This is a genomic window from Klebsiella sp. H-Nf2, from assembly GCF_002806645.1.
Lineage (GTDB): Bacteria > Pseudomonadota > Gammaproteobacteria > Enterobacterales > Enterobacteriaceae > Klebsiella > Klebsiella variicola.
Window position 1 is genome coordinate 25,369 of sequence record NZ_PIBL01000008.1, and the last position, 24,651, is coordinate 50,019.

At 58.3% G+C, this 24,651-nt stretch carries 20 protein-coding genes; 15 read left to right on the forward strand and 5 right to left on the reverse strand.

Features of this window, described 5'->3' with window-relative positions; translation table 11 throughout:
- Positions 1-18: 18 nt before the first annotated feature.
- Positions 19-807 (forward strand): SDR family NAD(P)-dependent oxidoreductase, encoded by a 789-nt coding sequence (locus CWM58_RS18565; RefSeq protein WP_061155119.1) that lies wholly within the window; start codon positions 19-21, stop codon positions 805-807.
- 17 nt (positions 808-824) lie between these two features.
- Here CWM58_RS18565 and CWM58_RS18570 read toward each other — a convergent pair whose 3' ends face one another.
- Positions 825-1,046, reverse strand: coding sequence for a hypothetical protein (locus tag CWM58_RS18570; protein ID WP_061155120.1), 222 nt, complete (start codon positions 1,044-1,046; stop codon positions 825-827).
- Between the two features lie 256 nt (positions 1,047-1,302).
- Between CWM58_RS18570 and CWM58_RS18575 the strand changes: the two genes are divergently transcribed.
- Entirely contained in the window at positions 1,303-1,425 is a 123-nt protein-coding gene (locus CWM58_RS18575; protein WP_002898600.1) for a small membrane protein, read from the forward strand.
- A 119-nt stretch (positions 1,426-1,544) separates the two neighbouring features.
- Here the strand turns inward: CWM58_RS18575 and CWM58_RS18580 are convergent, their stop codons facing one another.
- Together CWM58_RS18580 and CWM58_RS18595 are read right to left on the reverse strand one after the other, a co-directional pair.
- Positions 1,545-2,936 (reverse strand): APC family permease, encoded by a 1,392-nt coding sequence (locus tag CWM58_RS18580; protein WP_061155121.1) that lies wholly within the window; start codon positions 2,934-2,936, stop codon positions 1,545-1,547.
- Between the two features lie 353 nt (positions 2,937-3,289).
- Positions 3,290-4,711, reverse strand: coding sequence for a glutamine synthetase family protein (locus tag CWM58_RS18595; RefSeq protein WP_074386366.1), 1,422 nt, complete (start codon positions 4,709-4,711; stop codon positions 3,290-3,292).
- Positions 4,712-4,936: 225 nt separating this feature from the next.
- Here CWM58_RS18595 and puuD point away from each other — a divergent pair, with 225 nt between their 5' ends.
- The 4 genes from puuD to CWM58_RS18615 all read left to right on the forward strand — a co-directional run bounded on the left by puuD (position 4,937) and on the right by CWM58_RS18615 (position 9,362).
- Entirely contained in the window at positions 4,937-5,689 is a 753-nt protein-coding gene (gene puuD, locus CWM58_RS18600; protein ID WP_072199196.1) for a gamma-glutamyl-gamma-aminobutyrate hydrolase, read from the forward strand.
- A gap of 25 nt (positions 5,690-5,714) precedes the next feature.
- A complete protein-coding gene (gene puuR, locus CWM58_RS18605; protein ID WP_002898590.1) occupies positions 5,715-6,272 on the forward strand; it encodes an HTH-type transcriptional regulator PuuR in 558 nt (185 codons plus the stop codon).
- Between the two features lie 319 nt (positions 6,273-6,591).
- The gene (gene puuC, locus CWM58_RS18610; RefSeq protein WP_100681514.1) at positions 6,592-8,079 is read left to right on the forward strand and encodes an aldehyde dehydrogenase PuuC; all 1,488 of its coding nucleotides are present in this window, start codon (positions 6,592-6,594) and stop codon (positions 8,077-8,079) included.
- Positions 8,080-8,081: 2 nt separating this feature from the next.
- The gene (locus tag CWM58_RS18615; RefSeq protein ID WP_061155125.1) at positions 8,082-9,362 is read left to right on the forward strand and encodes an NAD(P)/FAD-dependent oxidoreductase; all 1,281 of its coding nucleotides are present in this window, start codon (positions 8,082-8,084) and stop codon (positions 9,360-9,362) included.
- On the opposite strand, the gene CWM58_RS18620 is transcribed toward CWM58_RS18615, so the two are convergent.
- Positions 9,359-10,321: a LysR substrate-binding domain-containing protein gene (locus tag CWM58_RS18620; protein ID WP_162677780.1), complete on the reverse strand. Its 963-nt coding sequence runs from the start codon at positions 10,319-10,321 to the stop codon at positions 9,359-9,361. The genes CWM58_RS18615 and CWM58_RS18620 overlap by 4 nt on opposite strands.
- A gap of 82 nt (positions 10,322-10,403) precedes the next feature.
- Between CWM58_RS18620 and CWM58_RS18625 the strand changes: the two genes are divergently transcribed.
- The 5 genes from CWM58_RS18625 (at position 10,404) to CWM58_RS18650 (ending at position 17,195) form a co-directional block, all read left to right on the forward strand.
- Positions 10,404-11,489, forward strand: coding sequence for a tartrate dehydrogenase (locus tag CWM58_RS18625; RefSeq protein ID WP_061155127.1), 1,086 nt, complete (start codon positions 10,404-10,406; stop codon positions 11,487-11,489).
- A gap of 447 nt (positions 11,490-11,936) precedes the next feature.
- Positions 11,937-13,544 (forward strand): BCCT family transporter, encoded by a 1,608-nt coding sequence (locus CWM58_RS18635; RefSeq protein WP_100681515.1) that lies wholly within the window; start codon positions 11,937-11,939, stop codon positions 13,542-13,544.
- Between the two features lie 36 nt (positions 13,545-13,580).
- Positions 13,581-14,705, forward strand: a complete 1,125-nt coding sequence (gene yeaW / locus CWM58_RS18640) for a carnitine monooxygenase, oxygenase subunit YeaW (RefSeq protein ID WP_061155129.1) — start codon at positions 13,581-13,583, stop codon at positions 14,703-14,705.
- A gap of 18 nt (positions 14,706-14,723) precedes the next feature.
- Complete coding sequence (locus tag CWM58_RS18645) at positions 14,724-16,172, forward strand: NAD-dependent succinate-semialdehyde dehydrogenase (protein WP_061155130.1); 1,449 nt, start codon at positions 14,724-14,726, stop codon at positions 16,170-16,172.
- A 57-nt stretch (positions 16,173-16,229) separates the two neighbouring features.
- A complete protein-coding gene (locus tag CWM58_RS18650) occupies positions 16,230-17,195 on the forward strand; it encodes a PDR/VanB family oxidoreductase (protein WP_100681516.1) in 966 nt (321 codons plus the stop codon).
- A gap of 37 nt (positions 17,196-17,232) precedes the next feature.
- On the opposite strand, the gene ptsP is transcribed toward CWM58_RS18650, so the two are convergent.
- Positions 17,233-19,734, reverse strand: coding sequence for a phosphoenolpyruvate--protein phosphotransferase (gene ptsP / locus CWM58_RS18655; RefSeq protein ID WP_100681517.1), 2,502 nt, complete (start codon positions 19,732-19,734; stop codon positions 17,233-17,235).
- Between the two features lie 309 nt (positions 19,735-20,043).
- Between ptsP and CWM58_RS18660 the strand changes: the two genes are divergently transcribed.
- Genes CWM58_RS18660 through CWM58_RS18675 form a run of 4 tightly spaced genes read left to right on the forward strand, consistent with a single transcriptional unit; the run spans position 20,044 to position 24,650 of the window.
- Complete coding sequence (locus tag CWM58_RS18660) at positions 20,044-21,120, forward strand: PTS fructose transporter subunit EIIC (protein WP_061155133.1); 1,077 nt, start codon at positions 20,044-20,046, stop codon at positions 21,118-21,120.
- 20 nt (positions 21,121-21,140) lie between these two features.
- Positions 21,141-21,461 (forward strand): PTS fructose-like transporter subunit IIB, encoded by a 321-nt coding sequence (locus CWM58_RS18665; protein ID WP_004179264.1) that lies wholly within the window; start codon positions 21,141-21,143, stop codon positions 21,459-21,461.
- A gap of 50 nt (positions 21,462-21,511) precedes the next feature.
- Complete coding sequence (locus tag CWM58_RS18670) at positions 21,512-23,809, forward strand: formate C-acetyltransferase (RefSeq protein ID WP_100681518.1); 2,298 nt, start codon at positions 21,512-21,514, stop codon at positions 23,807-23,809.
- Complete coding sequence (locus CWM58_RS18675) at positions 23,775-24,650, forward strand: [formate-C-acetyltransferase]-activating enzyme (protein WP_008805914.1); 876 nt, start codon at positions 23,775-23,777, stop codon at positions 24,648-24,650. Before CWM58_RS18670 ends, CWM58_RS18675 begins: the two co-directional genes overlap by 35 nt.
- Position 24,651 lies beyond the last annotated feature (1 nt).

Genomic DNA, 24,651 nt, shown 5'->3' on the forward strand with positions numbered 1-24,651 from the left:
TTTTACGAGGCAATTCTCATGACCCAGTCATCGCACACTGCTTTTATCACTGGCGCGTCCTCAGGTATCGGCGCGATCTATGCCGAACGACTCGCCGCCCGCGGCTACAACCTGATCCTCGCCGCCCGTCGTGAAGACCGGCTGCTGGCGCTCGCCGACCAGCTGCAGGCACGCTACGCCATCCAGGCCAGCATCCTCAAAGCCGATCTTAGCGAAGAGCACGGGATTGCCGCCGTAGAGCAGCGTCTGCAGCAGGATCCCGCCATCGACCTGTTCATTAACAACGCCGGCACCGCAAAAATGGCGGGTTTTCTCGCCAGTACGCCGCACGAGCACCAGGCGATTCATACGCTCAACACCACGGCGCTGCTGCGCCTGAGCTATGCCGCGCTGGCCGCTTTCACCCCAAGACGCCGGGGAACGCTCATTAATATTGCCTCCATCCTCGCGCTACATACGCTGCCGGGCAGCGCGGTCTACAGCGCCAGTAAAGCCTGGGTGTTGAGCTTCACCCGCGGTCTGCAGGATGAGTTTGCCGACAGCGGCGTGCGTATTCAGGCGGTATTGCCGGCGGCGACCGCCACCGATCTCTGGCCGACCTCCGGCGTGGCGCTGGACGCCCTGCCTACCGGCACAGTGATGACCACAGAAGATCTGGTGGACGCCGCCCTCAGGGGACTGGAGATGGGGGAACAGGTCACCTTACCGCCGGTTCATGACCTGGGACTGTGGGAGGCTTTCGAGCAGACCAGACTGGCGCTGTTTACCAGCGCGCGAACCGGGCAACCGGCGCCGCGGTATCGCTAACCCCCTTGCGGCGGGCGTTACTCCGGTAGCGGAACCGCCGTCAGGGTACAAATGGCCTCGTGCTCGCCGCCGCGGCGATCGGTGATCACCACCTTATCGCCCGCTTTTTTACCTTCACACGGCTTGAGGACCTGCTCCACGATCCGTTCGCGGCTCGCCTGACGTTCACTTTCAGCCTGGCTGGCGAAGGCAGACAGCGCCAGCACCACACCCAGCAGGCTGAGGGTTTTCTTATACATGACTTACTCTCAGATCATTCTTATTCGCGGTCAGCGTAACCTGCTGTAGACCGCACTTCTGTAAAATCACTTAACGGAGTGTTACGCCATTTCAGATGAAACCCTGGCTGTCACATTCCTGCGGGAAATATTTTATCACAACCCCACCGCCGAAGATTCCCGGTATGAGGCGTCATCTTTCAGACATATCCCGATGTTATCTTCAAACAGAGCCCTGTATCTTTTTCCCTTTCTAAACAGAATATTAGGTTGGTCTATGTCGGGTCTTATTCTCTTTATCGTCGCGGTGGCGCTGCTGGGCGTCGCCATTTACAGCCTGGTGTCGTACCTCAAAGAGCGGCGCGCCAGTCAGTTACCTGTCCATAAAAAGAAGAAATAACACCTTCCGTTCCCCGCCGTTTTCTGCTGATTTCTTTACCGTCCTGTACTGTCCCTTACCGAACCAAAAACGAAGGCAGGCCTGTGGGCCTGCCTTCGTTCAACAGCAGCATCAAACGTTTATGATTCCCAGGCCTGCTCCGCTTTGGTGGCATCGAACTGCGGCGGGGGTTTACGGAAACGCCGGGTCAGATAAGTCAGGTACAGCAGGCCAAGCGCCGCCCACACCAGACCAAGCGTTAGCGAGGTGGCCTCGAGGTTGATCCACAGCACGCCCACGGTCAACGCCCCGACCATTGGCAGCAGCAGATAGTGCAGACGATCCTTCCAGGTTTTGTTATACCCCTTACGCCGCCAGAAGTGGTTGAACACCGACAGGTTAACGAAGGTAAACGCCACCAGTGCGCCGAAGTTGATCAACGCCGTGGCGGTCACCAGGTCGAAGAACAGCGCCGACAACGCAACGATGCCCACCATAATCACGTTCAGCGCCGGGGTACGCCATTTCGGATGCACATAGCCAAAAATACGCTCCGGGAAGACGTTGTCGCGGCCCATCACGTACAGCAGACGGGAGACGCTGGCATGCGACGCCAGGCCCGACGCCAGGGTGTTAACAAAGGTCGTGCACAGGAAAATCGACTGGAATAGCTTGCCGCCCACATACAGCGCAATCTCCGGCAACGCGGCATCAGGGTCTTTAAAGCGATGAATATCCGGGAAGAACAGCTGCATAAAGAACGACGCGGCGATAAAGATAATGCCGCCATACATTGCGGTGAGAAAAATCGCCTTCGGGATCACCCGCGCGGCATCAGGGGTCTCTTCCGACAGCGTGGTCACCGCATCGAAGCCGAGAAACGAGAAGCAGACAATGGTCGCGCCGGTAATAATCGGGATCAAATGGGCATTCTGGCTGATAAATGGCTGCAGCGACCAGACGGTCCCCACCCCCTCGCCTTTGTGCAGCCCCTGCACCACCAGAATGACAAATACCACCATGATCGAGATCTGCACCAACACGAACAAGGTATTGAAGTTAGCCACCAGGTTAACGCTTTTCAGGTTCGCGGCGGTGAGGATGGCAACAAAGGTCACCACCCACACCCACGGCGGTACTTCCGGGAATAGCGCCGAGAGATAGATCTTCGCCAGCAGGACGTTGATCATCGGCAGGAACAGATAATCCAGCAGCGACGACCAGCCAACCATAAAGCCGACGTGCGGACTGATGGATTTTTGCGCGTAAGTGTAAGCGGAGCCGGCTTCCGGAAACTGGCGCACCAGTTTGCCGTAGCTGATAGCGGTAAACAGCACGCCCGCCAGCGCCAGCAAATAAGACGCCGGTACGTGACCATTGCTGATGCCGGAGACAATGCCGAAGGTATCAAACACCGTCATCGGCGTGAGATAGGCCAGCCCCATCATCACCACTTGCCAGAGTTTGAGTGATTTCCGCAGACCAGGTCTGCCCGCCTGAGCGGCATCTTGCGCAGGAAGATTAATAGCCATCGCTCATTCCCCCTTTGCTGATAACAGTCTGCGGGTACAACGTCCGCGTGACAAACCTGCTTAGCAAAGGGGTAAGGCGTAAATAAAAGGGTAAGACGGACCGGTGAGCGGTAGCTGGTTGGCATCCAATGCGGCCAGAGCGGCCTCCCTCTCCCTGCGGATATTTGAACATCTGCATCATCTCATTTCCTCGTCACACACTGTGTCGTTAACTGAAGCCCCGTTGCCGCCTGCGCTCCTTAACGCGACATCCGGGAAATGGCTGGGCTCCCAGCAAAAAGGACGACCAGGCTCCGCTCAGGCCGTATGATGCTACTGATTACCAAACTCATGGGCCCCTCGCGGGGCGACCATCAGGCGTTTTTCAACATCCACTCAATTTCGGTTTCTGTGATAAGACGCTCAAACTGCAGTAATTCATCATGCTTACAGGCATGAAAAACGTGGCAGAAACGCTCACCGAGGCGCTCGCGCAGATGATCGTTCTGCATAAACTCCCACAGCGCATCGCTCTGGCGGATCGGGAACGGCAGGCCCTCTTGTTCCAGACCGTTACCTTCCACCTCTTCCTGCAAAGGCAGCTGGGGGTTATCCAGCCCGTGCAGAATGCCGGCAAAAATCGCCGCCATCACCAGATACGGGTTGGCGTCCGCCCCCGCCACGCGATACTCGACGCGGTGGTTCTGCCGCTCGCCGCACGGAATACGCAAGGCCACGGTACGGTTGTTATGCCCCCACGAAGCCTGCGTCGGGACGTACATCCCCGGCTGAAAGCGGCGATACGAGTTCACGTTTGGCGCCAGCAGCGCCATCGAGGCCGGCATCAGATCGATCATCCCGGCCAGCGCGCGTTTGAGCAGCGCGGAGTCTTCCCCGTCGCCGTCCACCAGCACGTTTTCCCCTTTATTGTTCAGCATGCTGATGTGGATGTGCATCCCGCTGCCAGCATGCTCTTCATAAGGCTTCGCCATAAAAGTGGCGTGCATCTTATGCTTCTCCGCCATTAAACGCACGAGACGTTTTAACGCCAGCGCATCATCGCAGGCATCCAGCACGTTATCGGTATGGTGAAGGTTGATTTCAAACTGGCCCGGCGAGGCTTCCGCCACCGCGCCGTCGGCGGGGATCAGCTGCAGTTTGGCCAGCTCGTCGATGTCATAAAGCACGTCGGCAAAGTGGTTCAGGTTATCGACAGAGTAGACCTGGCTTTGGGTGTTGCGATCGTCGGTGCCCGGCGCGCACGGCGGCTGGAGGTAGCCTTCGGCATCGCGTTTGCGGTCCAGTAAATAGAACTCCAGCTCTACCGCTACCACGGGGAACAGCCCGCGCTGGCGCAACTGCTGCCAGAGGCGGTTGAGTACGTTCCGCGGCTCAACGTCAAAGGGAGCGCCATCTTCATCAACCATGGTCAGCTGTACCTGGGCTATCGATTGTGGGTCAGCCGCCGAAGGCGTTAAGGTGCCAGGTACCGGGATGCAGCTGCGATCCGGCTCGCCCATATCCTGACCCAGACCGGCCTCTTCCACCACATTGCCAAGAATATCCATCGCAAACACCGAGGCCGGGAAATAACAGCCTTTCTCCAGTTTACTCAGGCCGGCAACCGGGATCCGTTTGCCGCGGAAGCAGCCGTTCAGGTCGGTGAGGAGGACATCGACATACTGGGTATCGGGGTAGGTTTCGAGGTAGCGCTTCACTTCTTTCGCGAATGCGCTGACCCGTCTCTCTTCCGTATGCTGAACAAAATTCTCAACTTCTACGATATTGGTTTCCATGATTCACCGCCGTTGGTTGGGTTTCGGTCCTGTGCTCAGACCGTTAAATATAATGTCCACCCCATCGACTGTGTATGCAAACAAATTGTTTGTCAAATGTTAAATTAAGTTTGCAAAGGGCTATTTCCACTGCTAGATTGAGAAAATATTGAACGATATGGCCGTTAAACCCGCTATAGCGGTCATAATTTAGTCCACTTTGTGAGGGCGATCATGGAAAATATAATGTACAAGCCAGTTATTGGCGTCGTGATGTGTAGAAACAGGCTTAAGGGTCACCAGACCCAGACTCTGCAAGAAAAGTACCTGAATGCCATTGTTAACGCCGGCGGACTGCCGATCGCCCTGCCGCATGCGCTGGCGGAGCCGGAGCTGCTGAACGCGTTAGTCGATAAACTGGACGGGATTTACCTGCCAGGCAGTCCCAGTAATGTGCAGCCGCACCTTTATGGTGAAAACGGCGATGAGCCTGACGCCGACCCCGGGCGTGATCTTCTGAGCATGGCGCTGATTAACGCCGCACTCGAAAGGCGCATCCCCATTTTCGCCATCTGTCGTGGACTGCAGGAACTGGTTGTCGCCACCGGCGGGACTCTGTATCGTCGTCTGTTCGAGCAGCCTGAGCTCCTTGAACATCGTGAAGATCCTGAACTGCCCGTCGAGCAGCAGTATGCGCCGTCCCATCAGGTTGAGGTTCAGGAAGGAGGATTGCTGTCGCAATTGATACCGGGCTGCAACACGTTTTGGGTAAACTCGCTACATGGGCAAGGGGCGAAAACTCTGAGTCCGCAGCTGCGCGTGGAGGCACGAGCGCCGGATGGACTGGTGGAAGCGGTCAGCGTGAACGATCATCCTTTCGCGTTGGGCGTACAGTGGCATCCTGAATGGAACAGTAGCGAATACGCCCTGTCGCGTATGTTGTTTGATGGTTTTATCACCGCCTGTCAGGGCCATCATGCTGAAAAGCGGCGGCGCTGACCACTACCGTTAAGGAAATGCAAATATGAGCGATGACGGACTGGCGCCAGGGAAACGTCTGTCAGAGATCCGCCAACAGCTGGGTCTCTCACAGCGTCGTGCCGCCGAACTGTCTGGGTTAACACATAGTGCCATCAGCACCATAGAGCAGGATAAAGTCAGTCCTGCCATCAGTACGCTGCAAAAGCTGCTGAAAGTCTATGGGCTGTCGCTCTCGGAATTCTTTTCTGAACCCGAAAAGCCGGACGAACCCCAGGTGGTCATTAATCAGGATGACCTGATTGAGATGGGGAGTCAGGGCGTTTCCATGAAACTGGTTCATAACGGAAATCCGAACCGTACGCTGGCGATGATTTTTGAAACTTACCAGCCTGGAACCACGACCGGGGAGAGAATTAAGCATCAGGGTGAGGAGATAGGCACCATACTGGAAGGTGAGATCGTGCTGACCATTAACGGTCAGTCGTACCACCTGGTGGCTGGACAAAGCTATGCCATTAATACCGGCATCCCGCACAGCTTCAGCAACACCTCGGCAGGCATCTGCCGCATCATCAGTGCCCACACCCCCACCACATTCTGATTATTTAGCCTGAACGAGGTTCAGGCTTTCTTCAGGCCTGTCGCGACGGAAAAGCTATTTTCGTCGCGGCGAAGAACTCGCAGTAATAACGCCTGTGCCGTACGGAATATTATTTCCTGTTGGCCCTGAAATAATTAACGCCTGTGAATGGCGGCTCGCCCCTGAATAATTCGGGTTGCAAACAACCTGTCGAATTCCAGGGAAATAAACGGTATTCAACTCCGGGGATACACTATGCCCTGCGCCTGGCGCAGCGCCCCCGTGCAGCCTGAAAACGCCGAACTGATTAATTTGCCGATAATGTTTTTAAGGAGTCATGATGAATTTTCAGCACCTGGCTTACTGGCAGGAAAAAGCGAAAAACCTGGCCATTGAAACGCGCTTATTTATTAACGGCGAATATTGCGCCGCGGCCGATAATACCACCTTTGAAACCATTGACCCTGCCGCGCAGCAGACATTAGCGCAGGTCGCCCGTGGTAAAAAAGCCGACGTCGACCTGGCGGTGAAAGCCGCGCGCCAGGCTTTTGATAACGGCGACTGGTCGCAGGCCTCTCCGGCCCGACGTAAAGCGGTTCTCACTCAATTTGCCGACCTGATGGAAGCGCATCGTGAAGAGCTGGCGCTGCTGGAAACGCTGGATACCGGCAAACCGATCCGCCACAGCCTGCGCGACGATATTCCCGGCGCCGCCCGCGCCATCCGCTGGTACGCCGAAGCGCTGGATAAAGTCTATGGCGAAGTCGCGCCGACCGGCAGCAACGAGCTGGCGATGATCGTCCGCGAACCGATTGGCGTCATTGCCGCGGTGGTACCGTGGAACTTTCCGCTGCTGCTGGCCTGCTGGAAGCTTGGCCCGGCGCTGGCGGCAGGCAACAGCGTGATCCTCAAACCATCGGAAAAGTCACCACTCACCGCCCTGCGTCTGGCCGGGCTGGCGAAAGAGGCCGGACTCCCGGACGGCGTGTTGAACGTGGTTAGCGGTTTTGGCCACGAGGCCGGACAGGCGCTGGCCTTGCATCCTGACGTCGAAGTCATCACCTTCACCGGATCCACCCGTACCGGCAAGCAGCTACTGAAAGACGCCGGCGACAGCAATATGAAGCGCGTATGGCTGGAAGCGGGCGGCAAGAGCGCCAACATCGTCTTCGCCGACTGCCCGGATCTGCAAAAAGCGGTCAACACCACCGCCGGCGGCATCTTCTATAACCAGGGCCAGGTCTGTATCGCTGGCACCCGCCTGCTGCTGGAGGAGAGCATCGCCGACGAATTTCTGACATTGCTGAAAGCGCAGGCGCAACACTGGCAACCGGGTGACCCGCTCGATCCGGACACCACCATGGGCATGTTGATTGATAACGCCCATGCCGACAACGTGCACAGTTTTATCCGCGGCGGCGAAGCCAAAAGCACGCTGTTCCTCGACGGGCGGAAAAACCCGTGGCCTGCCGCCGTCGGCCCGACCATTTTCGTTGACGTCGACCCGGCATCGACCCTCAGCCGGGAAGAAATCTTCGGCCCGGTACTGGTGGTCACGCGCTTCAAAAGCGAAGAAGAGGCGCTGCAGCTTGCCAACGACAGCGACTACGGCCTCGGCGCCGCGGTGTGGACCCGCGATCTGTCACGCGCCCACCGCATGAGCCGTCGCCTGAAGGCTGGCTCGGTCTTCGTCAACAACTATAACGATGGTGATATGACCGTTCCGTTCGGCGGCTACAAGCAGAGCGGCAACGGGCGCGATAAATCGCTGCACGCGCTGGAAAAATTCACCGAACTGAAAACCATCTGGATTGCCCTGGAGTCTTGATCATGACTGAACATACCACTAGCTACTACGCCGCCAGCGCCAACAAGTATGAACCGTTCCCAACGCTGGACGAATCGATAAGCTGCGACGTCTGCGTCGTCGGCGGCGGCTACACCGGCCTCTCCTCGGCCCTGCATCTGGCCGAAATGGGCTACGACGTGGTGGTGCTGGAAGGGGCGCGCATCGGCTTCGGCGCCAGCGGCCGCAACGGCGGTCAGCTGGTCAACTCCTATAGCCGCGATATCGACGTCATTGAGAAGAACTACGGCCCGGATGCGGCCAAAATGCTCGGCAGCATGATGTTCGAAGGCGGCGATATTATTCGCGAGCGCATCCAGCGCTACCAGATCCAGTGTGATTACCGCCCGGGCGGCCTGTTTGTGGCGATGAACCATAAGCAACTGGAAACCCTGGAAGAGCAGAAAGCCAACTGGGAGCGCTACGGCAACACCCAGCTGGAACTGCTGGACAGCCACGCAATCCGTCGCGAAGTGGATAGCGACCGCTACGTCGGCGCCCTGCTCGACCACAGCGGCGGCCATATTCACCCGCTAAACCTCGCCATCGGCGAAGCGGACGCCATTCGCCTGAACGGCGGCCGGGTGTATGAGCAGTCGCCGGTCACTCGCATCCAGCACACCAGCCCGGCGGTGGTCAGTACCGCGCGCGGCCAGGTGACCGCACGCTACGTCATCGTCGCCGGCAATGCTTATCTCGGTGACAAGCTGGAGCCGGAGCTGGCGAAACGCAGCATGCCGTGCGGCACCCAGGTGGTGACGACCGCCCCGCTGTCGGAAGAGGTCGCCCGCTCGCTGATCCCGAAAAACTACTGTGTGGAAGATTGTAACTACCTGCTGGACTACTACCGTCTGACCGGCGACAACCGCCTGCTGTACGGCGGCGGCGTGGTCTACGGCGCACGTGATCCGGACGACGTGGAACGGCTGATTATGCCCAAGCTGCTGAAAACCTTCCCGCAGCTACAGGGGGTAAAAATTGACTACCGCTGGACCGGCAACTTCCTGCTGACCCTGTCGCGGATGCCGCAGTTCGGGCGTCTCGATAACAATATTTACTACATGCAGGGCTACAGCGGCCACGGCGTGACCTGTACCCACCTCGCCGGACGCTTGATTTCAGAGCTGCTGCGCGGCGACGCCGAGCGCTTCGACGCCTTCGCCAAACTGCCGCACTACCCGTTCCCGGGCGGCCGCAGCCTGCGCATTCCCTTTACCGCCATGGGCGCCGCCTACTATAGTCTGCGCGACCGCCTTGGGGTTTAATCGCCTCCGCCGACGGCCCTGGCCGTCGGCTCATGCTGCGGATAGTGCAGTTGAAAGTAGTGGCGCAGAAACTCCACGGTGGTGCGAATTTTGGCCGACGTCGCCAGCCGGGAGACGTAGACCGCCCAGACATTGGCAGGCTGAAAGAATTCCGGCAGCACGTGCACCAGATGGCCGCTGGCGATATTCTCCCTGACGTCCCACCATGAACGTAACGCAATTCCCTGCCCGTCCAGACACCACTGGTGCACAATTTCACCATGGTTGGATGACAGCGGCCCGGTCACCTTGATCGCGTGCTGCCCCTCTTTGCTGTGCAACTGCCAGACGCCAAACGGATGATCGCGCTCTTTAATCACCAGGCAGGGTAAGGCGGCCAGATCGCTCAGCTGCTTCAGTGGTGGATGGCGGTCAAGGAACTGCGGCGAGGCGCAGAGCACGCGGTGGTTGGACGCCAGCTGGCGGGCAATCAGATTCGGCGCGATATCGTCACCGACGCGAATATCGAGATCCACCCCTTCATTGACTAAATCCACCAGCCGGTCCTGGACATCGAAACGCAGTTCCAGCTGCGGGTACTGAAGGGCCAGCGCCGACAGCGCCGGGGCCACCACCCGGCGGCCAAAGCCGAAGCTGCTGATAATACGCAGCGTTCCCTGCGGCACCTGACGCACGTCGGAAAGCTCGTCCATCATCTCATCGACATCCTGCAAAATGCGCTGCGCCCACTCGTAGATCCGCTCCCCCTCCTCGGTAATGGTGACCCGGCGGGTAGTTCGGTGCAGCAACACCACATTCAGGGTGTGTTCCAGCAGCGAAACCCGCTTGCTGACGAACGCCGGTGATACGCCAAGCTCCTCGGCGGCGGCGGCAAACCCGGCCCGGCGAGCGACCAGCATAAAGACGCGTAAATCATTTAGCAGCGGCAGATTATTCATGATCTGTGTTTTATGTTTCACCAGTTAGCGTGATTAATTATGAACCAGTCAATTATAGGATAGGCAGGTGGTCAAACATCATCGCTAAAAAGTGAGAACCGGAATGAAAAAAACCTGTCGTATTGCCGCCATCCCGGGTGACGGAATTGGCAAAGAAGTTCTGCCTGAAGGGATTCGCGTGCTGCAAGCCGCCGCACAGCGTTGGGATCTGTCGTTGAGCTTCGAGCAGATGGAGTGGGCAAGCTGTGAATATTATGCTCATCACGGCAAGATGATGCCGGACGACTGGCGCGAGCAGCTGCAGGGCTTCGATGCTATCTACTTTGGCGCCGTCGGCTGGCCGGATACCGTTCCCGACCACATTTCGCTGTGGGGGTCGCTGCTGAAGTTCCGCCGCGAGTTCGACCAGTATGTCAACCTGCGTCCGGTGCGTCTGTTCCCCGGCGTCCCCTGCCCGCTGGCGGGTAAAAAGGCCGGTGATATTGATTTTTACGTGGTGCGCGAAAATACCGAAGGCGAATATTCCGCCCTTGGCGGGCGCGCCAATGAAGGCACCGAGCATGAAGTAGTGATTCAGGAGTCGGTCTTTACCCGCCGCGGCGTGGACCGGATCCTGCGCTACGCCTTCGAACTGGCGCAAAGCCGCCCACGCAAAACGCTGACTTCGGCGACCAAATCCAACGGTCTGGCGATCAGCATGCCCTACTGGGATGAGCGAGTGGAAGAGATGGCCAAAAACTATCCGGATATTCGCTGGGACAAGCAGCATATCGATATCCTGTGCGCCCGCTTCGTGCTGCAGCCGGAGCGTTTCGACGTGGTGGTCGGTTCCAATCTGTTCGGCGATATTCTCTCCGATCTCGGCCCGGCCTGTACCGGCACTATCGGTATTGCGCCATCGGCCAATCTCAACCCGGAGCGCACCTTCCCATCGCTGTTCGAGCCGGTTCACGGCTCCGCGCCGGATATCTACGGTAAAAATATCGCCAACCCGATCGCCACCGTGTGGGCCGGGGCGATGATGCTCGATTTCCTCGGTAACGGCGACGAGCGCTATCACGCCGCCCACAACGGGATCCTGGCGGCGATTGAGCAGGTGATTGCCAGCGGGCCGAAAACCCCGGATATGAAAGGCAGCGCGTCAACGCAACAGGTCAGCGACGCTATCTGCAAAGCCATTTTGGCGTAATTACCCCGGCCGCTCCCCGGTCGCGCTACGCTTACCGGGGCTACAATGGCACGAGAATATCGTCCGGGTAAGGCGCTACCCGCCACCCGGTAAAAAACGGCACCGTGAGTAGCCCGGGTAAGGCGTAGCCGCTACCCGGGAAAACCCGCTCGCCTGGCCCGCTAGCCCCCTCTCTTTTCACTAAGCAGAAAACCCTACAACTGACAAGTGGACCGCATCACAGCGGTGAACTTTATTAATTCCTGAAAGGAAAGAACCTGCGCCAATTCACCTTTTATTATTTCCGTTCCGTGTTTTATTGCTTCACGAATCGGCCAATTGTTTAATTCATGTAACGAAGAAATAATCCGATTGTTAATAGCTTTTTGCTACGAACCTTGACCCTACAGCGTGATAACAACGACAGGCTAAAGCCACCTACGGGCAATCATGCCCAGGAGATCACCCATGTTGAGCAACGTAAAGAAAAAAGATGTGCCGCTGATTGCCATCAGCCTGGCGGCCATTGTTTTCATCGCCGCTACATTAAGTCTCTTCCCCCACCAAACCGCGCAGGCGGCTGATTCGATTTTTAACGGCGTGACCCGGCTGCTGGGTTCCACGGTACAGGTACTGGTGCTGCTGGCACTGGGACTGGTGCTCTATCTGGCAACCAGCAAATACGGCAATATCCGTCTCGGCGAAGGCAAAGTCGAATACAGTACCCTCTCATGGCTGTTTATGTTTATCTGCGCCGGGCTCGGCTCCTCCACGCTGTACTGGGGCGTTGCCGAATGGGCTTATTACTACCAGACCCCGGGCCTGAACATTGCGCCGCAATCGCCGAAAGCGCTGGAATACAGCATCCCTTATTCTTTCTTCCACTGGGGGGTTAGCGCCTGGGCGACCTACACTCTCGCCTCGCTGATCATGGCCTATCACTTCCACGTGCGGAAAAATAAAGGCCTCAGCCTCTCCGGGATCATTTCAGCAATCACCGGAGTGAGTCCGCAGGGCTTCTGGGGCCGTCTGGTCGACCTGATGTTCTTGATCGCCACCGTCGGCGCGTTAACCATTTCGCTGGTGGTCACTGCCGCCACCTTCACCCGCGGCCTGTCAGCGCTGACCGGGTTGCCGGATAACTTCACCGTGCAGGCGTTTGTGATCCTGCTCTCCGGCGGCATTTTCTGCATGAGTTCGTGGATTGGCATCAACAACGGCCTGCAGCGCCTGAGCAAAATGGTCGGCTGGGGCGCGTTCCTGCTGCCGTTGGTGGTATTACTGGTTGGCCCGACCGAATTCATCACCAATAACGTTATCAACGCCATTGGCCTCACCACCCAAAACTTCCTGCAGATGAGCCTGTTTACCGACCCCCTCGGCGACGGCGCCTTTACCCGCAACTGGACCGTCTTCTACTGGCTGTGGTGGATCTCCCATACCCCAGGCGTGGCGATGTTCGTCACTCGCGTCTCCCGCGGGCGCAAAATCAAAGAGGTCATTTGGGGACTGCTCCTCGGTAGCACCGCCGGCTGCTGGTTCTTCTTCGGGGTGATGGAAAGCTACGCCATGCACCAGTTCGTTAACGGCGTGATTAACGTACCGCAGGTGATGCAGACTCTCGGCGGCGAAACCGCCGTCCAGCAGGTGCTGATGTCGCTGCCGGCAGGTAAGCTGTTCCTCGCCGCCTATCTGTTCGTGATGATTGTTTTCCTCGCCTCGCACATGGATGCGGTGGCCTACACCATGGCGGCGACCAGCACCCGCAACCTGCGCGAAGGCGAAGATCCGGATCGCGGCATGCGCCTGTTCTGGTGCGTGGTGATCACCCTCATCCCGCTATCGATTCTGTTTACTGGGGCTTCGCTTGAGACCATGAAAACCACCGTGGTACTGACCGCCCTACCGTTCCTTGCCATTTTGCTGATTAAGACTGGCGGCTTCGTGCGCTGGTTAAAACAGGACTACGCCCACGTGCCGGTCAATCAGATAGAAACCCATACGCCCGAGCCAATGATTAAAGCCGAGACGCTACCGGTTGGCACGGTACTCAAAGGCGACGGCCAGTCGCTGTAAAACCTCTTACTGACAATAATCACAAGGTGACCTTACATGAGCAATTTGAGCCCTGACTTTACGCTGCCGATTAATTTTTGCGCCAATCCGCAGGATGCCTGGACCATTCCGGCCCGTTTTTATACCGACAGCCAGGCGTTTGAGCACGAGAAAGAGCGCATCTTCGCCAATAGCTGGATTTGCGTCGCCCACGGCAGCGAGGTCGCCAGGCCGAACGATTACATAACCCGAGAAATCATCGGCGAAAATATCGTTATCGTCCGCGGCCGCGACAACATTCTGCGCGCTTTCTATAACGTTTGCCCGCACCGCGGCCACCAGTTGCTGAGCGGTGAAGGTAAAGCCAAAAACGTGATTACCTGCCCCTATCACGCCTGGGCCTTCAAGCTTGACGGCAATCTCGCCCACGCCCGCAACTGCGAAAACGTGGCGAATTTCGATAGCGAAAAGGCGCAGCTGGTGCCGGTTCGCCTTGAAGAGTATGCCGGCTTTGTGTTTATCAATTTGAACCCGGAAGCCGAGAGCGTGGAAACACAGCTGCCGGGCCTGCAGGACAAAGTGCTGGAAGCCTGCCCGGACGTGCATGATCTGAAACTGGCGGCGCGCTTTACCACTCTCACCCCGGCGAACTGGAAAAATATCGTCGATAACTATCTGGAATGTTACCACTGCGGCCCGGCGCACCCGGGCTTCTCGGATTCCGTACAGGTTGACCGTTACTGGCACACCATGCACGGCAAATGGACGCTGCAGTATGGCTTCGCCAAGCCGTCCGAGCAGTCGTTTAAATTCGAAGAAGGTACCGAAGCCGCGTTCCACGGTTTCTGGCTATGGCCGTGCACCATGTTCAACGTCACGCCGATCAAGGGCATGATGACCGTGATCTATGAATTCCCGGTGGATGAAGAGACCACTCTGCAGAATTACGACATCTATTTCACCAACGAAGAGCTGACTGACGATCAGAAAGCGCTGATTGAGTGGTATCGCGACGTGTTCCGCCCGGAAGATTTACGCCTGGTGGAAAGCGTGCAGAAGGGGCTGAAGTCCCGCGGCTATCGCGGCCAGGGACGCATTATGGCGGATAACAGCGGCAGCGGTATCTCCGAGCACGGTATCGCCCATTTCCACAATCTGGTGGCCCAGGTGTTCCAGCCGTAATCGTTGAAGGAGTTTGCTATGTCCGTGTTTCACTCAGATCTGTTTCGCCAGCAGGCGCTGATTGCCGGAAGCTGGCGCGACGCCGCCGACGGCACGACGCTTGCCGTCAGCAATCCTTCCACCGGCGCGGCGCTCGGCCAGATCCCTAATATGGGTCGGGCGGAAGCGCAGCAGGCTGTGGATGCCGCTGCGGCCGCGCTGCCGGCCTGGCGCGCATTAACCGCCGCTCAGCGCGCCACGCTATTGAAAAACTGGCACCGCCTGATCCTCGAAAACAAAACCGCGCTGGCGCAGATCATGACCGCCGAGCAGGGCAAGCCGCTGGCGGAGGCGGAAGGCGAAATCGCCTATGCCGCCTCGTTTATCGAGTGGTTTGCCGAACAGGGCAAACGCACCAACGGCGAAATAATCCCCTCCCCTGGCGCGGATAAACGCCTGATGGTGATCCGCCAGGGCGTGGGCGTCTGCGCGGCGATCACCCCGTGGAACTTCCCGGCGGCGATGATCACCCGTAAGGCCGGCCCGGCGCTGGCTGCGGGTTGTACGATGGTGATAAAGCCGGCTAACGAAACGCCGTTTACCGCGCTGGCGATGGCGGAACTGGCTATTCAGGCCGGGATCCCGCAGGGCGTCATTAACGTCGTTACCGGCCAGTCGCGCGAAATTGGCGCGGTGTTCACCGGCGATGAGCGGGTGCGTAAACTCTCCTTTACCGGCTCGACCGAAGTTGGCCGCGTGCTGATGCGCCAGTGCGCGGAATCCATCAAAAAGCTCTCTTTAGAGCTCGGCGGTAACGCGCCGTTTATCGTCTTTGACGATGCCGATATCGATAAAGCGGTCGAGGGAGCGCTGATCGCCAAGTTCCGCAACGCCGGGCAAACCTGCGTCTGCGTCAACCGCTTCTATATTCATCGCGCCATCTACGACCAATTCTGCGATAAGTTCGTGGCCCGCGTCGCCGCCCTGAAAGTTGGCGATGGCAGCGAGTCCGATGTACAGATTGGTCCGTTGATCAACGCCGACGCCGGGCGCAAAGTCCAGTCCCTGCTTGACGACGCCCTGACCCGCGGCGCAACGTTGTTAACCGGCGGTAAAGCGCACCCACTGGGCGGTAATTTCTTCACCCCTACGGTGATCGGCGACGTACAGCCGGGGTCACTGCTGCTGCAGGAAGAGATTTTCGGCCCGGTGGCGGCACTGGTGAAATTTGACGATGAGCAGCAGGTCATCGAACAGGCAAATGACACTATCTACGGCCTCGCCTCCTATTTTTACAGCAACGATGCCGCCCGTATCTGGCGCGTCTCCGAGCAGCTGGAATACGGGATGGTCGGCATCAATACCGGGCTGATTTCCAACGAAGTCGCGCCATTTGGCGGAGTGAAGCAGTCCGGCCTTGGCCGCGAAGGGTCGGAACACGGAATCGAAGATTACCTGGAGATGAAGTATCTCTGCCAGGGGTTGTAAATGTCCTCTCCCGGCGGCGGCGCTGGCCACGCCGGGATTTTTTGATGGAGTTCAGCGATGTCTGATTATCAAATGTTTGAGGCGATCGTTCGCGATGTTGAACAGATCACCCCCCTTGTGAAGCGTTTTACGCTGGTATCGCCGACCGGCGCTCCGCTGCCGGCATTCAGCGGCGGCAGCCATATTATCGTCCAGATGCAGGATGGCGCGCAGCGCTACAGTAACGCCTACTCGCTGATGAGCTCGCCGCTGGATACCACCAGCTGGCAGATTGCGGTGCGTCTTGAGTCGCCTTCCAAAGGCGGCTCGCGTTTTATGCACCAGCAGGTGCGCCCGGGCGATACCCTGACGGTGTCCACGCCCAACAACCTGTTCGCCATCGAACCACAGGCGCGAAAACATCTGCTGATCGCCGGCGGCATCGGCATCACGCCGTTTTTAGCGCATATTCCTGAACTGGAACAACGGCAGGCCGACTGGCAGCTGCACTACTGTTTCCACGATGCCGACAATAATGCTTTCGTCGATGCGCTCAGCGCCGCGCCGTGGCGCGATCGGGTCAATGTTCATGTATCAGCGCTCGGCAGCCGTCTCGACCTGCCGAGCCTGTTCGCCGACCTCGAGCCCGGGACCCACGTGTATACCTGCGGCCCGGCGGCGCTTAACGAGGCGGTGAAAGCCGCCGCCGAACGCCATCAGGTGCCCGCCAGTCAGCTGCACTTTGAGCAGTTTATCGTTGAGGATAAAGGCGGAGAGGCGTTTACCCTGGTGCTGGCGCGTTCCGGACGCGAATTTACCGTACCGCAGGACATGACCATTTTGCAGGTTATTGAGAATAACAAAGCGGCGAAGGTGGAATGCCTGTGCCGCGAAGGGGTGTGCGGCACCTGCGAAACGATGATTCTGGAGGGGGAAGCCGACCACCGCGATCTGTATTACAGCGAGGAAGAGAAAGCCAGCCAGCAGAGTATGCTGATCTGCTGCTCGCGCGCCAAAGGCGGCCGGTTAGTGCTGGATTTGTAAAGCGCATTCCGGCCAGCACCGCTGGCCGGTGCGTGGATCACAGTTCCAGCTCGCGGCGCAGCAGGCCAGCGATATCCTCGCGACTCTCCGCGGATACCAGAGATTGACGGAACTCCGCGTGCATAATGCGCCGCGCCAGCCGCGAGAAAATCCGCATATGCTGATCGCCCGCCGAGTGCCTGTTCAGCGTCAGCATAATCACAAACTGCGCCTCTTCATCGCCCCACACCACCGGCTGCGCCAGGCGGGCGACGCTGATGGTCGACTGCTCGATATGCTCGGATTTACTGTGCGGAATGGCGAAGCTAAAGCCCAGACCGGTAGAGAACACCGCCTCGCGGGCCCACAGGTCAGCCTCCAGTTTTCGCGGATAGCGGCAGCGTCCGGCCAGCAGCAGATTATCCGTCATCCCTTTCAGCACCTCCTCCTTGCTGCGCCAGTCGCTGTTCAGCGTAATGCACTCGGCGCTCACCAGCGGCACATCCTGCTGACGCATGCGGAACTGGGCCAGCAGATGCTCCACTTCCAGTGAGGTACGGCACTGCATGGCCTGATTCAGCAGCTGGCGGCAAGCGCGGCTGTCCAGCTGGGACAGGCGCGATTTGGTCGCCGGGATCGCCGGCGCGCTCATGCTCAATTCATCTAAACCGAGGCCTACCAGCAGCGGTAGCACCGATCCTTTGGCCCCCAGTTCGCCACACAGACCGATCCATTTCCCCTGTCGATGCACCGCCTGTACCGCATAGTCCAGCGCGCGCAGGAAGGCGGGATTCAGGCTGTTGTAATGGCGCGTCACTTTCGCATTATCACGATCGACCGCCAGCAGATACTGCGTTAAGTCGTTGCTGCCGATGCTAAAGAAATCCACCTCTTCACAGCATTGATCGATGATAAACATCACCGACGGCACTTCCAGCATGATGCCGAGCGGGATCTTTTCATCAAACGGGATCTGCTCGGCGCGCAGCGACTGTTTGGCCTCCGCCAGTCGCTCTTTCACCCACAGGATCTCTTCCATTGATGAAATCATGGGGATCATAATTTTCAGCGAGCCGTGTGCCGAGGCGCGTAAAATTGCCCGTAGCTGAGTGTGAAACAGCGCCTGATACTCTTCATAGATGCGCACCGCGCGGTAGCCGAGGAACGGATTGTTTTCCGCAGGGATGTTGAGATAGGCCACCGGCTTATCACCGCCGATATCCATAGTCCGCACGATAATGCTGCGCCCGGCAGCGGGTTCCAGCGCCTGGCAGAAGATGTTGTACAGCTCATCTTCCGACGGCGCGCTCGGGCGATCCATATACAGCATTTCAGTGCGGAACAACCCTACCGACTGCGCGCCCTGGTTGAATGCCGCCACCGCTTCCACCGAATGGGCGATATTGGCGGCGATCTCCACACGGATACCATCTTGCGTCTGCCCGGCTTTATCCAGCCATACCTGCTGCTGTTGCTGGATTTGCGCCTGTAGCCAGGCCTCCTGCTGATAGTAGCGTGCCACCGCTGGACTCGGATCCACCACCAGCAGCCCGGCGTTGCCGTCAATCTGCACCTGCGTATCCACCCACGGCAGCAGCGCGGCTAAATCCACGCCCACCAGAGTAGGGATATTGAATGAGCGTGCCAGAATCACGGTATGCGAGGTGGTGCCGCCGCTGCGCAGCAGCAGCCCTTTGAGATGCGTTTTATCCAGTTCCAGAAACTGGCTGGGGGTCAGCTCGTCGGCAAGGCAAATGGCCGCTTCCCGCAGTTGGCCCGGCGCCGGGAAACGGGCTTCGCCGTAGATATGCTGCAACAGCTGGAAGCAAACGTCGCGGACATCCAGTACCCGCTCCTGCAGATAGCGGTTACCGGAGTCGCGGAACTGGGCGCAGAAGTGGTCGCCGGTGGCGACAATCGCCTGGGCGCAGCTCAGCCCGGTGAGGATACCGCCAAGCAGGTGCTGGCGCAGCGAGGCATCCGTCGCCAGCGAACGGTGAGCTTCCAGGATCGCGCTGGCGGTGCCGTCGTTGTCCAGCAACCGCAGCGCAATATCTTTCACCAGTAGCCGCAGGCCATTATCCAGTGCCGCCTGCTCCTGTTCGGGACTGGCGGCGACGGGCAGTTCACCCAGCTCGTGCAGATCGCGTGATTTGAGATGAACCAGCGTTCCCCCCGCGCTGCCGGCGCACACCGGGCGGGCATGAAACAGCGTCGGGTTCAGCCGCGAAAGTGACTCTGGCACCGGCTGGACATCCAGCGTTGGCGCAGCGGGCAGCGGCGCGTCACAGTGGGGAAATTCATCGCGCATAAAAGCCGTTAACGCGGCGAATGCCTCAGCTTCATCTTCGCCGCTGATAAGCAGCTGGCAGGCGTCGCCCTTCAGGGTATTGCTGCCGATAATCGCCAGCGCGCTCTTGGCATTTCCACCGGTCTCGCGGCGCAAGTTCCGCCACTCAATCGCTGATGAAAAACGATTACACAGCGTTTCGACCAGACTGGCCGGACGCGCATGCACGCCGTTGGGCAAATCACATGTAAATTCAATGACCAGAGCCATCGCCTTCCTCCTGAGCAATCCATTATTTCCCCAAAAGGTAATAAAAGACGGCCCCAGGGACTAGGTGATAAAACTGGCAATTACTGGACTATTGTACACACGATACTTTTTTATGTCCGCCATCACAATTCCACCCTGTTAGCGCTCATCTTTCCTGTCACTACTAAGATTTGAGGTGGATCGCAATTCTTTTCTCACCTTACAAATATCCAGTAAATGCACTTTTTCTCTACTGTTTAATACCCCGCCCTTTTTCTAATGTTGAGGCATCAATACTGTCACGGGCCCTACAGCGCTCAGGAGCAAGCAATGAACGAACTGGTGCAAATACTAAAAAATACCCGCCAGCATCTGATGACCGGCGTCTCGCACATGATCCCCTTCGTGGTTTCCGGCGGGATCCTGCTGGCGGTCTCCGTCATGTTGTATGGCAAAGGCGCGGTGCCCGATGCCGCCACCGACCCTAATCTGAAGAAACTCTTTGATATTGGCGTCGCCGGGCTGACGCTGATGGTGCCCTTTCTCGCCGCCTACATCGGCTACTCCATTTCTGACCGCGCCGCGCTGGCCCCCTGCGCCATCGGCGCATGGGTGGGCAACAGCTTTGGCGCCGGCTTCTTCGGCGCGCTGATCGCTGGCATGATTGGCGGCCTGGTGGTCTATTACCTGAAAAAAATCCCCGTACATAAAGTTCTGCGCTCGGTGATGCCGATTTTCATCATTCCCATCGTCGGCACCTTTATCACCGCCGGGATCATGATGTGGGGGCTTGGCGAGCCGGTTGGCGCGCTGACCGCTAATCTGACCGGCTGGCTGCAGGGGATGCGTGAAGGCAGCATCGTGGTGCTGGCCATCATTATGGGCCTGATGCTGGCCTTTGATATGGGCGGCCCGGTGAACAAAGTGGCCTACGCTTTCATGCTGATCTGCGTTTCGCAGGGCGTCTACAGCGTGGTGGCCATCGCCGCCGTCGGTATCGCCGTACCACCGCTGGGCATGGGGCTGGCGACACTGATTGGCCGCAAATATTTCACCGCCGAAGAGCGGGAAACCGGCAAAGCGGCGCTGGTGATGGGCTGTGTCGGCGTGACTGAAGGGGCGATTCCCTTTGCCGCAGCGGATCCGCTGCGCGTCATTCCGGCCAACATGATTGGCGCCGCCAGCGGCTGCGTCACCGCCGCGCTGATGGGCGTCCAGTGTTACGCCGGCTGGGGCGGGCTCATCGTGTTGCCGGTGGTCCAGGGCAAGCTGGGCTTTGTCGCCGCGCTGCTGGTCGGCGCCTGCGTCAGTGCCGCCTGCGTCATCCTGCTGAAAGCCTTCGCCAAAAAGAAACCCACTGACGTCACCGCTGACGATGAACTAGACCTTGATTTCGAAATTAACTAACAGACTGGAAGGAACAGATTATGACCCACATTATCGCTGTCACCGCCTGCCCGTCGGGCGTGGCTCACACCTACATGGCCGCCGAATCGCTGGAAAGCGCCGCCAAAGCCAAAGGCTGGCAGGTCAAGGTAGAAACGCAGGGTTCTATCGGCATTGAAAATGAACTGACGGCGGAAGAGATTGCCGCCGCCGATATGGTCATTCTGACCAAAGATATCGGCATCAAATTCGAAGAGCGTTTTGCCGGGAAAACTATCGTGCGCGTCAACATCAGCGATGCGGTAAAACGCGCCGACGCCATCATGAACAAGATAGACAGCCACCTTTCCCAGAGCGCCTGAAGCCTTAAAAAGGGCGCCCTCGCGCCCTTCGCCACAACATGGAGTTTATCATGACGAATCGTACCCAACGCCTGAAAGCCAGCCTGTTCGCCCAGCCGCGCGAAATCTCCCTTGAACGCGCATTACTCTACACTGCCAGCCATCGGCAGACGGAGGGCGAACCGGTCATTATCCGCCGGGCGAAAGCCACGGCGTGGATCCTCGATAAGGTGATGATTTCGATTCGTGAGGATGAACTGATCGCTGGCAACCGCACCGTCAAACCGCGCGCGGGAATAATGTCGCCAGAGATGGACCCCTACTGGCTGCTCAACGAGCTCGACGCCTTCCCGACCCGCCCGCAGGATCGCTTCGAAATAAGCGAAGAAGATAAACAAATCTACCGCGAAACGCTATTCCCCTACTGGGAAAAGCGCTCAATGAAAGATTTCATCAACGGCCAGATGACTGAAGAGGTCAAGGCTGCTGTCAACACCCAGATATTTAGCGTTAACCAGACCGATAAAGGCCAGGGCCATATCATCATCGACTATCCACGGCTGCTGAATCATGGCCTTGGCGCGCTGGTCACCGAGCTCAAAACGCACTGCGCCCAGCAACCGGAGAACCCCTTTTATCAGGCGGTACTGATCCTGCTGGAAGCTTCCCAGCGCCATATTCTGCGCTACGCCGCGCTGGCCGAGGAGATGGCTGGGCACTGTCAGGACCCGCAGCGTCAGCAGGAGCTGTTAACTATCGCCGCTATTTCGCGCCACAACGCGCAGCACCGGCCAACGGACTTCCCCCAGGCCTGCCAGCTGTTCTGGTATATGAATATCATTCTGCAGTACGAATCCAATGCCAGCTCGATTTCGCTGGGGCGTTTTGACCAGTATATGCTGCCGTTTTATCAGGCATCGCTGAATCAGGGTCAGGATCCCGCGTATCTCAAGGAGTTGCTGGAGTCGCTGTGGGTGAAATGCAACGATATCGTCCTGCTACGCTCCTCCAGCAGCGCGCGCTATTTCGCGGGTTTTCCCACCGGCTATACCGCCCTACTCGGCGGGCTGACGGACACCGGGCGCAGCGCGGTCAACGTGCTGTCATTTTTATGCCTCGACGCCTATCAAAACGTTCAGCTGCCGCAGCCGAATCTGGGCGTGCGGGTCAACGAGCTGATTGATCGCCCGTTCCTGCGTAAAACCGCTGAGACCATTCGCCTGGGTACCGGGATCCCGCAGATTTTCAACGATGAGGTGGTCGTGCCGGCCTTCCTTAACCGCGGCGTGTCGCTGGAAGATGCCCGCGATTACGCGGTGGTCGGCTGCGTGGAGCTCTCTATTCCAGGGCGCACCTACGGCCTGCATGATATCGCCATGTTTAATCTGCTGAAGGTGATGGAAATTGTGCTGCAGGAAAATGAACATCAGCCTGACGTCAGCTGGGACGGCCTTATCTGCCAGATCCGCGACAAAATTCGCCATTACATCAAGCTGATGGTCGAGGGCAGCAACATTTGCGATATCGGCCACCGCGACTGGGCGCCGGTCCCGCTGCTCTCCTCGTTCATTGAAGATTGCGTGCAGCACGGCAAAGATATCACCGCTGGCGGCGCGCGCTATAACTTCTCCGGCGTTCAGGGTATCGGGATCGCTAACCTGAGCGATTCGCTGTACGCCCTGAAGGGTATGGTCTTCGACCAGCAGCGTCTCAGCTTTGACCAACTGATGGCCGTGCTGAAAGCCAATTTCCAGACGCCAGAAGGGGAAAAAATCCGCGCCCGGCTGATTAACCATTTTGACAAATACGGCAACGATATCGACGATGTCGACAATATTAGCGCCGATCTGCTGCGTTTTTACTGCAAAGAAGTCGAGCAGTATCTGAACCCGCGCGGCGGCCATTTTACCCCCGGCTCCTACACCGTCTCCGCGCACGTGCCGCTGGGTTCGGTGGTGGGCGCCACCCCGGACGGGCGACTGGCCGGCGAACAGCTGGCGGACGGCGGCCTGTCGCCGATGGTCGGTCAGGATTCCCAGGGGCCAACGGCAGTGCTGAAATCGGTAAGCAAGCTGGATAACTATCTGCTGTCGAACGGTACGTTGCTGAACGTCAAATTCACCCCGGCAACGCTGGCCGGCGACGGCGGGCTGAACAAACTGGCAGACTTTTTACAGGCCTTTTGCAAGCTCAAGCTGCAGCATATTCAGTTCAACGTGGTCAACGCCGACACCCTGCGTGAAGCGCAGCAGCGGCCGCAGGACTTTGCCGGCCTGGTGGTACGCGTCGCGGGCTACAGCGCCTTCTTTGTTGAGCTGTCGAAGGAGATTCAGGATGACATTATCCGCCGCACCGCGCATCAGCTGTGAGGTCATCGACACGCGCGCCGACCGGGCGCGTATTTTTAACCTCCAGCGCTACTCGCTCAACGATGGCCAGGGGATCCGCACGGTGGTCTTTTTTAAAGGCTGCCCTCATACCTGCCCGTGGTGCGCCAATCCCGAATCAATTTCACCCAGGATTCAGACCCTGCGCCGGGAGAGTAAATGCCTGCGCTGCACCCGCTGCCAGCAGGACGTCGCCGAATGTCCGTCCGGAGCGTGGGAACAGATTGGCCGCGATGTGACGCTGGATAACCTGTTGCAGGAGGTGCTGAAGGATGAGGTCTTCTTTCGCGCCTCCGGCGGCGGCGTCACCCTCTCCGGGGGCGAAGTGCTCATGCAGGCCGGGTTTGCCGCCCGCTTTCTCCAGCGCCTGCGCCAGTGGGGGATCCGCACCGCCATCGAAACCGCGGGCGACGGCGCTTTTGACCGCTTCCTGCCGGTGGCCGAAGCCTGCAATGAAGTGCTGTTTGATTTTAAAATCATGGAACCTGAGCGGGCGCGGTCGCTGCTGCGAATGAATCAGCCACGGGTGCTGGACAATTTTCGCCAGCTGGCGGCGAGAAAAATCAACCTGATCCCGCGGGTGCCGCTGATCCCGGGCTACACACTGAATACCGATAATTTTCGCCAGATTCTGGCGTTCCTCGCCCCTTTCGCGCTAAAAGAAATGCACCTGTTGCCGTTTCATCAATATGGCGAGCCCAAATACCGTCTGCTGGGCAAACCCTGGACGCTGGCCAGCGTGAAAGCGCCTGACGAAGCGGAAATTCAACCATATCGGGTGATGGCCGAAGCGGCCGGTTTCCACGTCACTATCGGCGGTTAAC

Coding starts and splice junctions, on each gene's coding strand:
- CWM58_RS18565 (WP_061155119.1), top strand. CDS start 19: ATGACCCAGTCATCGCACACTGCTTTTATCACTGGCGCGTCCTCAGGT.
- CWM58_RS18570 (WP_061155120.1), bottom strand. CDS start 1,046: ATGTATAAGAAAACCCTCAGCCTGCTGGGTGTGGTGCTGGCGCTGTCT.
- CWM58_RS18575 (WP_002898600.1), top strand. CDS start 1,303: ATGTCGGGTCTTATTCTCTTTATCGTCGCGGTGGCGCTGCTGGGCGTC.
- CWM58_RS18580 (WP_061155121.1), bottom strand. CDS start 2,936: ATGGCTATTAATCTTCCTGCGCAAGATGCCGCTCAGGCGGGCAGACCT.
- CWM58_RS18595 (WP_074386366.1), bottom strand. CDS start 4,711: ATGGAAACCAATATCGTAGAAGTTGAGAATTTTGTTCAGCATACGGAA.
- puuD (WP_072199196.1), top strand. CDS start 4,937: ATGTACAAGCCAGTTATTGGCGTCGTGATGTGTAGAAACAGGCTTAAG.
- puuR (WP_002898590.1), top strand. CDS start 5,715: ATGAGCGATGACGGACTGGCGCCAGGGAAACGTCTGTCAGAGATCCGC.
- puuC (WP_100681514.1), top strand. CDS start 6,592: ATGAATTTTCAGCACCTGGCTTACTGGCAGGAAAAAGCGAAAAACCTG.
- CWM58_RS18615 (WP_061155125.1), top strand. CDS start 8,082: ATGACTGAACATACCACTAGCTACTACGCCGCCAGCGCCAACAAGTAT.
- CWM58_RS18625 (WP_061155127.1), top strand. CDS start 10,404: ATGAAAAAAACCTGTCGTATTGCCGCCATCCCGGGTGACGGAATTGGC.
- CWM58_RS18635 (WP_100681515.1), top strand. CDS start 11,937: ATGTTGAGCAACGTAAAGAAAAAAGATGTGCCGCTGATTGCCATCAGC.
- yeaW (WP_061155129.1), top strand. CDS start 13,581: ATGAGCAATTTGAGCCCTGACTTTACGCTGCCGATTAATTTTTGCGCC.
- CWM58_RS18645 (WP_061155130.1), top strand. CDS start 14,724: ATGTCCGTGTTTCACTCAGATCTGTTTCGCCAGCAGGCGCTGATTGCC.
- CWM58_RS18650 (WP_100681516.1), top strand. CDS start 16,230: ATGTCTGATTATCAAATGTTTGAGGCGATCGTTCGCGATGTTGAACAG.
- ptsP (WP_100681517.1), bottom strand. CDS start 19,734: ATGGCTCTGGTCATTGAATTTACATGTGATTTGCCCAACGGCGTGCAT.
- CWM58_RS18660 (WP_061155133.1), top strand. CDS start 20,044: ATGAACGAACTGGTGCAAATACTAAAAAATACCCGCCAGCATCTGATG.
- CWM58_RS18665 (WP_004179264.1), top strand. CDS start 21,141: ATGACCCACATTATCGCTGTCACCGCCTGCCCGTCGGGCGTGGCTCAC.
- CWM58_RS18670 (WP_100681518.1), top strand. CDS start 21,512: ATGACGAATCGTACCCAACGCCTGAAAGCCAGCCTGTTCGCCCAGCCG.
- CWM58_RS18675 (WP_008805914.1), top strand. CDS start 23,775: ATGACATTATCCGCCGCACCGCGCATCAGCTGTGAGGTCATCGACACG.